A 13,077-nucleotide genomic window follows, 5' to 3' on the forward strand; every position below is an offset into this window, starting at 1 on the left:
AACGTAGGTAAATTTTTTAAAGTGTCCTAGAGGTCGTATTGCTTGATCTTGCGGTAAAGTGTGCGTTCGCTGATGCCAAGTTCTTTGGCGGCAGCCTTACGCTTACCGTTATGACGATCTAGCGATTTCTGGATAAGCTCTAATTCTTTTTCTTGTAAAGAAAGCGTTTCTTCTTCCTCAACATCCTCGGCAAAGTGATATTTGTCGCCTATATCCTCAATGTTTGCGTTAGAGGCTTCTTGCGGAATATGCAAAACCTCTGTGATGTCTTCGCTTGCGTCAAAGGCTTCCTCCTCTGGGCTTGAGCTGTAGATCTTCTTGATAAGTGATCTATTCTCTTCTTGAGTCTCTGCGCTATTGCCTTTTTCCATGAGTTCTAGCGTGAGTTTCTTAAGATCGTTGAGGTCGCTTTTCATGTCAAAAAGCACTTTGTACAAAATCTCTCGCTCGCTGCTAAAGTCGCTTTCGCTGTTCTTTGGCTTTACAACGGCAGGTAAATTGCTTCCCACATCTGGAAGATATGATCTTAGCTTGTCAGCAGAAATGTTTCTGTTTTGCTCTAAGACTGAAACTTGCTCGGCAATATTTCTCAACTGACGAATATTTCCGCTCCAGCGGTATTTTAAAAGCATATTTACCGCATCGTCCTCAAGACGAATGGTGGGCATTTTATACTTATTTGCAAAATCTGAGGCAAACTTCCTGAACAGTAAATGAATGTCATTCTTACGATCGCGAAGCGGTGGTAAATGGATCTCTACCGTGCTAAGACGGTAATAAAGATCTTCTCTGAATTTTTCATTCTTGATAGCTTCAAACATGTTGACGTTTGTAGCTGCCACAATGCGAACATCAGTTTTTTGAGTTTTTGACGAACCTACTTTTAAAAATTCGCCATTCTCTAAAACGCGCAATAATCGCACTTGCGTGGGAAGCGGTAATTCTCCCACTTCGTCAAGAAAGATCGTTCCGCCGTCTGCTTCTTCAAAATATCCGCTGCGGGTTTGCGTAGCTCCTGTAAAGGCGCCTTTTTCGTGACCAAAAAGTTCACTATCTATCGTTCCTTCTGGGATCGCACCGCAGTTTACGGCAATATATTTATTATGCTTTCTATGTGAAAGCGAGTGAATAATACGTGGAATACTTTCTTTTCCCACACCACTTTCGCCAGTTACAAGTACAGAAATATCTGTGGGTGCAACTTGTATCGCTTTCTCAATGGAACGGTTAAGCTTGGGATCATCTCCTATGATGCCAAAGCGCTGTTTTATCGCATGAACTGATTCCATTGTTTAGTTGTTTTCTGAATATCCTACCGCTTCTCCTAATAAAGTAGTGCTTGTACAATCAGTGATCTTTACCATTACAAAATCTCCTGGTTTGTAATGCTTTTTTGGGAAAACCGCAACGGTGTTTTGCGAGTTTCTTCCGCTCCAGTGTGCGTCACTTTTTTTAGAAGATTTTTCAATAAGGATCTCTACAGTTTGACCTACTTGCTTCTGAGTATTGTAATGAGAATGCTCTTGCTGAAGTGCGATTATTTCGCGCAAGCGACGTTTTTTTGTTTCTTCAGGGACATCATCTTCTAGCTTACGAGCGGCCATTGTGCCTGGTCTTTCGCTATAAGCGAACATAAAACCGAAATCATATTTTACATACTCCATCAAGCTGATGGTGTCTTGATGATCTTCCTCTGTTTCTGTAGGGAAACCTGTGATCATATCTTGAGAGATCGCACAATCTGGTATGATCTTGCGAATGTTGTCAATAAGTTCAAAATATTCCTCGCGTGTATGCAAGCGATTCATCGCCTTAAGAATCCTGTCGCTACCGCTTTGCACCGGCAGGTGAATGTATTTACAAATGTTAGGATATTTTGCCATGCTCTCGATCACATCAAGCGTCATATCCTGTGGGTTTGACGTTGAAAAACGAATACGTATTTTAGGTTGTGCAATGGCTACAAGTTCTAGTAGTTTAGCAAAATTCACAGACGTGGCTTTTTGCATTTCGCTGGCTTTTTCAAAATCTTTTTTGAGTCCGCCGCCATACCATAAATAGCTATCTACGTTCTGGCCAAGAAGTGTTACTTCTTTAAAACCTTTTGCCGCAAGGTCATTAATTTCTTCAATGATACTTTGAGGATCACGACTGCGCTCACGACCACGAGTAAAAGGCACTACACAAAACGTACACATATTATCGCAACCACGTGTGATACTCACAAAAGCAGATACGCCGTTACTTTGCAAACGCACTGGCGAGATATCACCATACGTTTCTTCTTTAGAAAGGATGACGTTCACTGCATTGCGACCTTCTTCAACTTCACTTATTAAATTAGGTAGATCTTTGTAAGCATCAGGGCCTACAACAAGATCAACGATCTTTTCTTCTTCAAGAAATTTACTTTTAAGACGCTCTGCCATACAGCCTAAAACGCCCACCTTCATAGAAGGATTTATCTTTTTAACAGCGTTGTATTTTTCCAGGCGTTTGCGCACGGTTTGCTCAGCTTTCTCGCGAATGCTACATGTGTTTACAAGCACAAGATCTGCTTCTTCTAGACTTTGTGTGGTATTATAACCTTGTTTTGCAAGTATAGAAGCAACGATCTCGCTGTCGCTAAAATTCATCTGGCAGCCATAACTTTCTATAAAAAGCTTCTTGCTATTTGCATTGTCACCATCCAGAACAAGTGCTTGCCCTTGGATTTTTTCATCAATTACCTTCTCCATAAATTCCTGTCTGTGCTAAAAAGAGTGCGCAAAGATACAACGAATGCAAATAGTGACAAAGTGGCAGAAATTGTTTTTGAGGTTTTTTCGCTTTAAGCGAAAAAAGTATAGCTGTGTGCGCAGCGCTAAGAACGTAATTATAGACATTAATATATATGACGTCATCCCGCTTAATGATAAATTATTGATGATAGGAGATAATACACTTCGTCAATATTCATACAAAGATGATGGCCTGGAAGATATCAGTTCTTATACTTTGAAATAGGTTCTTTTTCGGTTTAAGTGCATGTTTTACCACTAATTTATGTGCAGTCTATTATGCTTTATTAGGTGACACAAATTTTTTTACCATACTTTTGCCGAAAGGGGAAAGCTGATTTTACAGCTGTATTAGCAGGAATAATCGCAGTTTTCTTCTCAGAAAACAAAAACTTATGGCAAAAAATCTAGTCATCGTAGAGTCGCCGGCAAAGGCAAAAACTATTGAGAAGTATCTGGGTAAGGATTATAAGGTAGAAAGTAGTTTTGGTCATATTGCAGATTTGCCTACTAAGGAATTAGGGGTAGATGTAGAAGGCGATTTTACTCCGAAATACAAAGTGTCAAGCGATAAGAAGTCGGTTGTGAAAAAGCTAAAGGATCTAGCGAGTAAAGCAGAGATTGTATGGCTAGCAAGTGATGAGGACCGTGAAGGAGAGGCGATTGCATGGCACCTGGCAGAGGAGCTTAAACTAGATAAAGACAAAACAAAACGTATTGTTTTCTCTGAGATTACTAAAAAAGCCATTCTTAAGGCGATAGAAAATCCCAGAACCATAGATTACAATCTTGTAAATGCTCAGCAAGCGCGTCGTGTTCTTGATAGATTGGTGGGTTACGAAATTTCTCCGGTTCTTTGGAGAAAGGTAAAAGGCGGTCTTTCGGCTGGTCGCGTGCAAAGTGTTGCCGTGCGATTAATTGTAGAGCGCGAGAGAGAGATTTTGGCCTTTGAGCCACAAGATTATTTTAGAGTAGATGCTGAGTTTGCTAATAAAGATGGCAAAACGCTTAAGGCAAAACTTCCTAAGAATTTAGATAATAAGAAAGCTGCAGAAGATTTCTTGCAGGCTAACGCAAATGCGACTTTTAGAGTTGCTTCGCTTTCAACAAAGCCGGCAAAAAAATCTCCGGCTCCACCATTTACAACATCTACGCTGCAACAGGAAGCTTCAAGAAAGTTGTATTTCTCAGTGAGTAAAACCATGACACTGGCGCAACGTTTGTATGAAGCCGGTCTTATTACTTATATGAGAACAGATAGTGTGAATCTTTCAGGTGATGCTAAGAATGCAGCGCAGGCAGAGATCGTTCACGCTTATGGTGAAAAGTACCATAAAGCACGCGATTATAAAGGAAAGACTAAAGGTGCGCAGGAAGCTCACGAAGCGATTCGCCCTACAGACTTTAGTCGTCATTCTGTAAATATAGATCGTGATCAGGCTAGATTATATGAGTTGATCTGGAAGCGTGCGATCGCATCTCAAATGAGTGAAGCAGAGCTAGAGCGCACAAATGTGCATATCGAATCTTCAAATCACTCAGATCATTTTACTGCAAATGGTGAGGTGTTGAAATTTGATGGTTTCTTGCATGTGTATCTTGAGGGTACAGATGACGAAGATCTAGAAGAAAGCGGAATCCTGCCTCCATTAAAAGAAGGCGAGCAGCTTGATAATATTTTCATCACAGCAACAGAGCGTTTTACACGACCACCATATCGTTATACAGAAGCTTCTTTAGTTAAGAAATTAGAAGAGTTGGGCATTGGTCGTCCATCTACGTATGCGCCAACTATTACCACAATTCAAAACAGAAAATATGTTGAGAAGGGTAATGTGGAAGGTAGCGAGCGCAATTATGATAAGCTTACGCTGAAAAGCGGAAAAGTGAAAGCAGAAGTGCTTACTGAAAAAGTGGGTAGTGATAAAGGTAAGATCGTGCCTACTGATACAGGAATGGTGGTGAATGACTTCCTTGTGAATCATTTTGAAAACATTCTGGATTATAACTTCACAGCAAGGGTAGAAGAGAACTTTGATGATATCGCAGACGGTAAAGAAGACTGGACGCATATGATGAAAGATTTCTATAAAGACTTTCATCCACATGTAAAGGATGTTGCTGAAAATGCAGAGCGCGAAGTTGGAGAAAGAGTTTTGGGCACCGACCCAAAAACAGGAAAACCTGTAAGCGTAAGATTGGGCCGTTATGGTGCAATGGTGCAGATAGGTACTGTGGAAGATGAAGAAAAACCACAATTTGCAAGTTTAAGTCCTGATCAAAATCTTGAGACGATCACCTTTGAAGAAGCGATGGATCTTTTTAAACTTCCTAAGGATCTAGGAGAGTATGAAGGAGAAAAAGTAGAGGTGAATAATGGTCGTTATGGACCGTATGTGAGATTTGGAAAAAAATATATTTCTTTGCCGAAAGGTCGCGATCCGCTAGATGTGGAGTTTGATGAGGCAGTAGAATATATTAAGGAGAAGCAAAAAGCAGATGCACCTATTTATGAATATGAAGGCATGCCGGTTCAAAAAGGTGTAGGTCGTTTTGGTCCTTTTATAAAATGGAATAGCATTTTTATCAACGTCAATAAGAAATATGACTTTGATAATTTAAGCGGTGACGATATCGAAGAATTGATCGAGGATAAGAAGAAGAAGGAGCGCGAGAAGATCATTCATAATTTTGAAGAAGAAGGAATACGTGTAGAAAAAGCACGTTGGGGAAGATCAAATATCATAAAAGGTAAAACTAAGATCGAACTTCCTAAAACCGTTGACGCAGCAAAACTTACTCTAGAAGAAGTAAAAGATATTATAGAGAAGCAGGCTGGCGCCAAAAAGAAAACAACTAGAAAGAAAAAAAGTACAGCAAAAAAGTAAGGTTTAATGCCTCTAGAAACTCTTTTACCTATAAGTGATGCGGTAATCGCACACGCACAGCTTTTTCATAATCAATGTCTAGGGCAGAATATGCTTTTGCACAGCGCGCAGGATGGAATGCCGGATCTTGATGGTGTACGAATTGCAATTGTTGGTATTAGAGAGAATAGAGGAGGTATTGATCTTCTTGATGAAAAACCAGATTTTTCAAGTATTCGTAGGGCTTTTTATCAGCTTTTTCCAGGTAACTGGGATAAAGTGATCGCAGATCTGGGAGATATTGATGCTGGAGATAGTCTTCAGGATACGTTTTTCGCCGTAAGGCAACTCATGGAATTTCTTTTTAAGAAAGATATAATTCCTGTGTTCTTAGGTGGTTCGCATGATCTTACATATCCTATTTATAGAGCGTATGACAAGCTAGATCAGATGGTGAATCTGGTAAATGTGGATAGTCGTTTTGATCTAGGAGATAGCAGTCTGCCGATGAACAATAAATCCTTTGTTGGTAAAGTTATTGTTGATCAACCATATAATTTGTTTAATTACTCAAGTCTGGGTTATCAGACATTTTTAAATAGTCAGGATGAGATCGATCTTATGGAGCGTCTTTATTTTGATTCTTATAGATTAGGCACGGTAACGCAGGATGTTAAGGTTGTAGAGCCGGTAGTGCGCGATGCAGATATTGTGACTTTTGATCTTGCTGCGATACAAGGGGCAGATCTTGGGCATATGTTTGAAGATTCGCCTAATGGATTAAATGGTAGAGAGGCTTGTGCGATCGCGAGATATGCAGGTATAAGTGACAGAGTGAGTGCATTTGGGATTTTTGAATATAGGCTTACGCCAAAACCGATCATACCCGCTTCACTAGTCGCACAGATGATGTGGTATTTTGTAGAAGGAGTGAATTATAGAGTAAATGAAAGACTTGCAGATCGCCTGAATGAGTTCTTACATTACTCGGTTCCTGTTGATGATGAGGTGCTTAGTTTTTACAAGAGTGAGAATACAGATCGCTGGTGGATAGAAATACCGTTTGTGCAAGGTGTTAATAATAAATTAAAAAGACACACGTTATTACCATGCACGCATCAGGATTATTTAAACGCTTGTAATCAAGAAATACCAGAACGCTGGTATAAGGCAAGACGTAAAAACGAGATTTAGAGAGAAATAATTATTAATAAGATATACTAAAACACGCTGAATTAGAGGGCTTTTTTCAAATTCTTTTTAATCTTAAAAAATTGCTTTTTTAAGATTTTATAAATAGGTTTACGCCTCCAAATTCAGAATTAACCTAATACTACCTATGAAGAAGTTTGTTGCAGTGATTGCGATTGTGAGCTTATTGACAAGTTGTGGTCGCAATGATAGGGGTGAACTTGTGGGCGCCGAGGGTAAAAAATGGAACCCTGAGAAACCTTATGGGATGACCCTGGTTTCTGGGGGAGCTTTTATAATGGGTAAAAGTGATGATGATATCGCTGCCGTTAAAGATGCGCCTACTAAGACCGTTACCGTTCGTTCATTCTACATGGATGAAACCGAAATCACAAACTCAGAATACAGACAATTTGTTAAATGGGTAAGAGACTCTGTTACCCGTGCAAAGCTGGCTATTACTGCAGAACTTGTTGGTGAAACTCCTGGTAATGGAGGTATAGGTGAATATGCTTTCAAGGATACAGATCCAGAAGCAGAGCTTACTCCTTATGAGCAGTACATGTATGACAATTACTACAGCTTTACGGATGATTATAGTCAACGTAAACTTAACTGGGATATAGATCTTATTGATGATCCTATGGATTATCCAGATGAGTACTATGTTGAGGTAATGGATACAATGTATATTCCACTTGAGGAAGCATATAATGGTGAGCGCACAATAGATGTAGAAAAACTTATCTATAAGTATAAATATTTAGATGTTGAGGCTGCTGCGCGCCAAAAAGGTAAACGTAGAGAATATATCAAGACTGAAGAAGTGCCTATTTATCCAGATACTACAGTTTGGATAAGAGACTTTACTTATTCTTATAATGAGCCTATGCATAATGATTACTTCTGGCATAGTGCTTATGATGATTATCCAGTAGTAGGAATTAGTTGGGATCAAGCAAAAGCTTTTTGCCAGTGGCGAACAGATTATAAAAATGCAGTAAGAAGAAGAAGCAATAAAGAGCTTGTAAATAAATTTAGATTACCTAGCGAAGCAGAGTGGGAATATGCTGCTCGTGGAGGTCTAGAGAGTGCTACCTTCCCATGGGGTGGTCCTTATGCTAAAAATGACAGAGGTTGTTTCTTAGCAAACTTTAAGCCATTGCGAGGTGATTATGCAGCAGATCAAGCGCTGTACACCGTAGAGGCAGATAGTTATGAGCCTAATGATTATGATCTTTATAACATGGCAGGTAACGTTTCAGAATGGGTAGAGACTGCCTACGATCCTAATGCATATGAATATATTTCTACAATGAACCCTAACGTGAAAGATGATAAGAATATGCGTAAGGTAGTAAGAGGTGGTTCATGGAAAGACGTTGCTTACTTCCTACAGGTAAGTACACGTGATTATGAGTATGCTGACTCAGCAAGAAGCTACATTGGCTTTAGAACAGTGCAGGATTTCTTAGGAACTGATGGAGAAGTGAACACTAAAAAGGCGACTAACTAGAATTTTTTTAACCCCAAATATCTAACCTAATTTCTAACTTAATCTATTAAAAAACAAAATGGCACAGTCTAAAAGAACGAAGAAGATCTTTAATATGGCCTACGGCCTTGGAGCGTCTGTAGTAATTATTGGAGCCCTCTTTAAACTTACGCACTGGGAGATAGGCCCACTTAATGGTACAGTTCTTCTTGCACTTGGTCTAATTACTGAGGCGGTAATTTTCGCAATAGCGGCATTTGAACCAGTGGAAGAAGAAGTAGATTGGTCTCTTGTTTATCCAGAGCTTGCTGGTGGAACGCCAAAACAAAGAGCGATCGCTAAAGAAGAAGCTACTGAAGCAGATGGTCTTTTAAGCAAAAAGCTTGATGCAATGCTTAAGGACGCTCGCATCGATGCAGAACTAATGAATAGTCTTAGTACAAGCATTAAAAGCTTTGAAGGTGCTGCATCTTCAATGGCTCCTACTGCTGAAGCGATGAACTCTACTAAGAAATACAGCGAAGAGATGTCTCTTGCGGCTGTCCAACTTGAATCTTTAAACAGTCTTTATAAAGTGCAAGTTGAAACTGCAGGTCGTCAAGCGGAGATCAATAGCGAAGTTGCTGCTAACGCAGGTAGACTTAAAGAGCAAATGGAAAGTCTTACCACAAACCTTTCTTCATTAAATGGAGTTTATGGTGGTATGCTATCTGCAATGAACAGAAAATAATTTTACACTTATCATATAAACCTACAAACTACATAATATGGCAGGTGGAAAAATGGGACCAAGGCAGCGGATGATTAATTTGATGTATCTCGTGTTTATCGCGATGCTTGCATTAAATATGTCTAAAGAAGTACTTTCTGCTTTTGGTATCCTTAACGAAAAAATATCAGATGCGAACATTGCAGCTGATAATAGAAACGAAGCTTTCTTAGCCTCATTACAAGGCAAAGCTTCAGAGCAACCAGAGCAATATGGTGATCTAATTAAAGAAGCACAGGAAGTTGAAACTCTTTCTAGTGGATTAGATGATTATATAGCTGGTGTAAAAGCTGACATGATCAAAGAATTCGAGGATCCTACTGACTATGAGGTTCAGGATAAAGGAGACTATCTTAATCAGAAGTTTTTTAACGGTGATAACCTTTCTCCGGAAGGGCAAGCTTTTAAAGATAATATCGAGAAGTATCGTGATGGTATGATCGAGATCGTGGGTGAATCTTATCCACAGATCGCTGAAGAACTAGAGAAGAAGTTCTATACTGGTGTTGAGGAGAATAGAGATGGAGTTAAAATAGAATGGATGCACTACCATTATGAAGGTTATCCTTCTATTGCTTCTCGTACTAAGATGACGCAAATGCAAGCAGACATCAAGGCGATTCAAAATGAATTGCTTTCTGCAATGCTTCAAGGTGAGCAAGCGGCACAGTTATCTATGAATAACTACCAAGCTATTGTTTTGCCTGAGAAATCAGCTTTCTATTCTGGTGAGAATTTTAAAGGTAAAGTTGTTTTAGGTCGTTATGACAACTCAACATCCTTTGATAAGATCATAGTAAGAGGTAAGGAAATGCAAGCTACTAATGGTGAGATCTTGTTAGATTTCCCAGCAGGAAATGTAGGAACTCAGGAGATCGTTGGTGAACTGCAATTTAAAGAAGGTGACGAGGTTGTTACACTTCCATTCAAAGATTCTTACGCAGTTATCAATCGTCCTAACTCTGCTACGATTTCAGCAGATAAAATGAACGTTGTATATCGTGGTGTAGAGAATCCAATGACAATTGGTTTTGCAGGTGTGTCTGATAATAACGTTACTGCTAATGCAACAGGTCTTTCTAAAGTTAATGGTAGTAGCTATGTAATGCGTCCAGGAAGTGGATATGAAGTTAAGATAAACGTATCAGCAGTTTTGCCTGATGGCGGAAATGCTACCGATAGCAAAACTTTTAGAATTAAAGATATACCTAGTCCTGTTGGAGCAATTCGTGGTGAGACTGGTATGGCAAAAATGCAAAAAAACCAACTTGCAATTTCAACGGTAAGTGCTGAGTTGCCAGACTTTGATTTTGATCTTGATATTGTTGTTACAGGATTTAAATTCAGCGTTCCAGGTCAGCCTTCTGTTCAGGTAAATGGTAGTAAGCTAGATGGTCGTGCGGCTGATGTTCTTAATAGAGCACCACGCGGATCTACAGTTCAGATATTTGATATCAATGCACAAATTAGAGGGAACTCAGGCTATATGCTTCCTAAGGTTTCTCCTGTGTTGATTGAATTAACTAATTAAAATTAAAAAGCTATGAGCCCTAAGTCGTTTGTGTATGGTGCTTTGTTTTCGCTTTTGTGTGGCGCATCAGTAGTTGCTCAAGAAAATATCTTGAATGCAAAAACTCCTGGTGAGATGTTTGATAAAACCGAAGCGCAAAAAAAGGCAGATAACGATAGACCATTGGAGTATGGATATGTTGATAGTCGTGATGTCTTGTGGGGCAAGAACGTTTGGGAAGTTGTTGATCTTGATGAAAGAGTGAATTTTCCGCTATACTATCCTATAGATACAAACAATATCGGTTCTGATCGTAGATCACTTTATGATGTATTAAAATCTGCTGCTACAGCACAAAAGATAGACATCTATTCAGATTCTTATTTTAATAAGAAGATCGAACTAGAGGATATCAAGACAGCACTTTCTAAAGTTGATACTACAGATGCAGGTCGTCGTCAGTTCAATGCAGAGGGGCGTGTAGATGCACAGTATATAGATCGTCGTGATCTATCTGCTGCAGATATTGAGCAATATTGGATTCGTGGTTACTGGTATTTTGATAAACGTCAAGGCGAGTTAAAATACAGAATGATCGCTATCGCTCCAGTTGCTCCAGACGTTAACTTTATTGATGACGAAACTGAGCAGGTGTTCGTTCCTTTATTTTGGGTTTGGTTCCCGGGAGCGCGTGATGTTTTGCATGAAGCGAAGGTCTTCAATCCGCAGAACTCTGCACAACCATTATCTTTTGATCACTTGTTAAACTCACGTAGATTTAACGGGATGATCTATCAAGTAGATAATATTCAGGGAGACAGAGCAGTTCAAGATTACATCAACCAGAATTCTATGATGCAGCTTCTAGAGTCACAAAGACTTAAAGAGCAAATCAGAAACTTTGAGATGGATATGTGGAACTACTAGTCCGCACGATCATATAAATTATCAAAAGCGCCTTTTTTAAAGGCGCTTTTTTATGCCGTACATTTGAGGTGATGAAACAGGTAGATTATATAATTGTAGGATTTGGTCTTGCGGGTATGGCTTTCGCCAAAATACTTCAGGATAACGGTAAGACCTTTGTTGTTTATGATGCAGAAGGAAGGTCAGCTAGCCGAGTTGCCGCTGGTTTATATAACCCTGTGATCTTAAAGAGATATACCTTACCATGGAAGGCCGAAGAGCAATTTGATATGGCTTTGCCTTTCTTCAAAGAAATTGGCGAGCAATGTGATGTTGAATCGTTTGTTGAGCTTCCTGTGCATCGCGTGCTTGCTTCAATTGAAGATCAGAACAACTGGTATGAAGCAACAGACAAAAAAGATCTTAAGCGCTTTCTAGATCCAGTTCTTGTCAAGAATAAAAATACTTCGTTTAACGCGCCGCATCATCTAGGTCATGTTAAAGAAACCGGTAGACTGCAGATCAATGAGCTTCTTAACGCTTACGCGAAAAAACTTCATGCAGAAGCTAGTTTTTACAATGAAGAATTTCAACATGACGCAGTAACACACGAAGAGAATCATGTGATTTACAAAAACATAAAAGCAAGTAGGATAGTGTTTGCTGAAGGTTTTGGCGTTAAGCAGAATCCATTTTTTGGGAAGCTTCCATTAGTGGGGAATAAAGGAGAATACATGATCATTAAAGCTCCAGAATTAGATATTGATGCGGCTGTAAAGACATCCATATTTATTATTCCGCTGGGAGAAGATCTGTACAAAGTAGGGGCTACCTACAATTGGCAGGATAAAGATTGGCTCCCTTCCGCGGAAGCGAAAGAAGAATTACAGCAAAAGCTTGAATCTGTAATAAATTGCGAATACACCTTGGTAGATCAAATTGCAGGTATGCGACCCACAACAGGCGACCGCAGGGCGCTGCTAGGTAAGCATCCGCACTATAAAAATCTAGCGCTGCTTAACGGTTTAGGAACGCGTGGCATCATGATGTCGGTTTATCTGGCAGATATGCTTTATAACTATCTAGAAGCCGGTGAGGAGCTAGATCCTGATGTAGATTTGATACGTTTTGCGTCTAAGTTTAGCTAGTGGCTTTGGCTTTTTCTGGGTCATAACTCATAAAGAAGTTGATCCAGATGTTGCGACTCAATCTGCTGATGATAGGTAAGAAAAAGATCAAAGTACCCACGATCGCAAGAAAAGAAACCAACAAATTTCCACCTAAAAATACGTGTGTGATCACAAAAGCTGCCACTGCAAATGCGATACCCACAGCATAACTTACGTACATCGCGCCATAAAAAAATGAAGGTTCGATCTTAAATTTTGTGTGACAATGCGGGCAATGTTCATGCATTTTCAAGGTGGTTGAAACTTTGTATGGATTACTTTCAACATACATGTTAGCCTCTTGGCAAACCGGGCATTTCCCGGTGAGAATGCTATATAATTTAGTACCTTTCATAAACTTCATCATACTACAAAAATATCGATATTTTG

11 protein-coding genes are annotated in these 13,077 nt (G+C 39.5%); 8 read left to right on the plus strand and 3 right to left on the minus strand.

Features of this window, described 5'->3' with window-relative positions; genetic code table 11:
* Nucleotides 1-26: 26 nt before the first annotated feature.
* Entirely contained in the window at nucleotides 27-1,289 is a 1,263-nt protein-coding gene (locus ACZ5L8_RS00490; RefSeq protein WP_464438967.1) for a sigma-54 interaction domain-containing protein, read from the minus strand.
* 3 nt (nucleotides 1,290-1,292) lie between these two features.
* Nucleotides 1,293-2,738, minus strand: coding sequence for a tRNA (N6-isopentenyl adenosine(37)-C2)-methylthiotransferase MiaB (gene miaB / locus ACZ5L8_RS00495; RefSeq protein ID WP_464438968.1), 1,446 nt, complete (start codon nucleotides 2,736-2,738; stop codon nucleotides 1,293-1,295).
* Between the two features lie 115 nt (nucleotides 2,739-2,853).
* Between miaB and ACZ5L8_RS00500 the strand changes: the two genes are divergently transcribed.
* The 8 genes from ACZ5L8_RS00500 (at nucleotide 2,854) to ACZ5L8_RS00535 (ending at nucleotide 12,666) form a co-directional block, all read left to right on the plus strand.
* Nucleotides 2,854-3,006, plus strand: a complete 153-nt coding sequence (locus ACZ5L8_RS00500) for a hypothetical protein (protein WP_464438970.1) — start codon at nucleotides 2,854-2,856, stop codon at nucleotides 3,004-3,006.
* Nucleotides 3,007-3,175: 169 nt separating this feature from the next.
* Nucleotides 3,176-5,668, plus strand: coding sequence for a type I DNA topoisomerase (gene topA, locus ACZ5L8_RS00505; protein ID WP_464438971.1), 2,493 nt, complete (start codon nucleotides 3,176-3,178; stop codon nucleotides 5,666-5,668).
* 6 nt (nucleotides 5,669-5,674) lie between these two features.
* Nucleotides 5,675-6,841: a formimidoylglutamase gene (locus ACZ5L8_RS00510; protein WP_464438973.1), complete on the plus strand. Its 1,167-nt coding sequence runs from the start codon at nucleotides 5,675-5,677 to the stop codon at nucleotides 6,839-6,841.
* Nucleotides 6,842-6,986: 145 nt separating this feature from the next.
* Nucleotides 6,987-8,354, plus strand: coding sequence for a T9SS ring complex lipoprotein PorK/GldK (gene porK, locus ACZ5L8_RS00515; protein ID WP_464438974.1), 1,368 nt, complete (start codon nucleotides 6,987-6,989; stop codon nucleotides 8,352-8,354).
* 58 nt (nucleotides 8,355-8,412) lie between these two features.
* Complete coding sequence (gene porL / locus ACZ5L8_RS00520) at nucleotides 8,413-9,063, plus strand: type IX secretion system motor protein PorL/GldL (RefSeq protein WP_464438975.1); 651 nt, start codon at nucleotides 8,413-8,415, stop codon at nucleotides 9,061-9,063.
* A gap of 37 nt (nucleotides 9,064-9,100) precedes the next feature.
* Nucleotides 9,101-10,633 (plus strand): type IX secretion system motor protein PorM/GldM, encoded by a 1,533-nt coding sequence (porM, locus tag ACZ5L8_RS00525; RefSeq protein WP_464438977.1) that lies wholly within the window; start codon nucleotides 9,101-9,103, stop codon nucleotides 10,631-10,633.
* Between the two features lie 12 nt (nucleotides 10,634-10,645).
* Complete coding sequence (gene porN / locus ACZ5L8_RS00530; protein WP_464438979.1) at nucleotides 10,646-11,539, plus strand: type IX secretion system ring subunit PorN/GldN; 894 nt, start codon at nucleotides 10,646-10,648, stop codon at nucleotides 11,537-11,539.
* A 71-nt stretch (nucleotides 11,540-11,610) separates the two neighbouring features.
* Nucleotides 11,611-12,666 carry an NAD(P)/FAD-dependent oxidoreductase gene (locus ACZ5L8_RS00535; RefSeq protein ID WP_464438981.1) on the plus strand — a complete coding sequence of 352 codons (1,056 nt, stop codon included), beginning with the start codon at nucleotides 11,611-11,613 and terminating at the stop codon, nucleotides 12,664-12,666.
* Here ACZ5L8_RS00535 and ACZ5L8_RS00540 read toward each other — a convergent pair.
* A complete protein-coding gene (locus ACZ5L8_RS00540) occupies nucleotides 12,659-13,051 on the minus strand; it encodes a DUF983 domain-containing protein (RefSeq protein ID WP_462600460.1) in 393 nt (130 codons plus the stop codon). The genes ACZ5L8_RS00535 and ACZ5L8_RS00540 overlap by 8 nt on opposite strands.
* Nucleotides 13,052-13,077: the final 26 nt, after the last annotated feature.

The organism is Leeuwenhoekiella obamensis (assembly GCF_055391795.1).

Excerpts from the sequence above, each read along its gene's own strand:
- porL (WP_464438975.1), top strand. The coding sequence starts at position 8,413 with ATGGCACAGTCTAAAAGAACGAAGAAGATCTTTAATATGGCCTACGGC.
- porM (WP_464438977.1), top strand. The coding sequence starts at position 9,101 with ATGGCAGGTGGAAAAATGGGACCAAGGCAGCGGATGATTAATTTGATG.
- miaB (WP_464438968.1), bottom strand. The coding sequence starts at position 2,738 with ATGGAGAAGGTAATTGATGAAAAAATCCAAGGGCAAGCACTTGTTCTG.
- porK (WP_464438974.1), top strand. The coding sequence starts at position 6,987 with ATGAAGAAGTTTGTTGCAGTGATTGCGATTGTGAGCTTATTGACAAGT.
- ACZ5L8_RS00540 (WP_462600460.1), bottom strand. The coding sequence starts at position 13,051 with ATGAAGTTTATGAAAGGTACTAAATTATATAGCATTCTCACCGGGAAA.
- ACZ5L8_RS00510 (WP_464438973.1), top strand. The coding sequence starts at position 5,675 with ATGCCTCTAGAAACTCTTTTACCTATAAGTGATGCGGTAATCGCACAC.
- porN (WP_464438979.1), top strand. The coding sequence starts at position 10,646 with ATGAGCCCTAAGTCGTTTGTGTATGGTGCTTTGTTTTCGCTTTTGTGT.
- ACZ5L8_RS00490 (WP_464438967.1), bottom strand. The coding sequence starts at position 1,289 with ATGGAATCAGTTCATGCGATAAAACAGCGCTTTGGCATCATAGGAGAT.
- topA (WP_464438971.1), top strand. The coding sequence starts at position 3,176 with ATGGCAAAAAATCTAGTCATCGTAGAGTCGCCGGCAAAGGCAAAAACT.
- ACZ5L8_RS00535 (WP_464438981.1), top strand. The coding sequence starts at position 11,611 with ATGAAACAGGTAGATTATATAATTGTAGGATTTGGTCTTGCGGGTATG.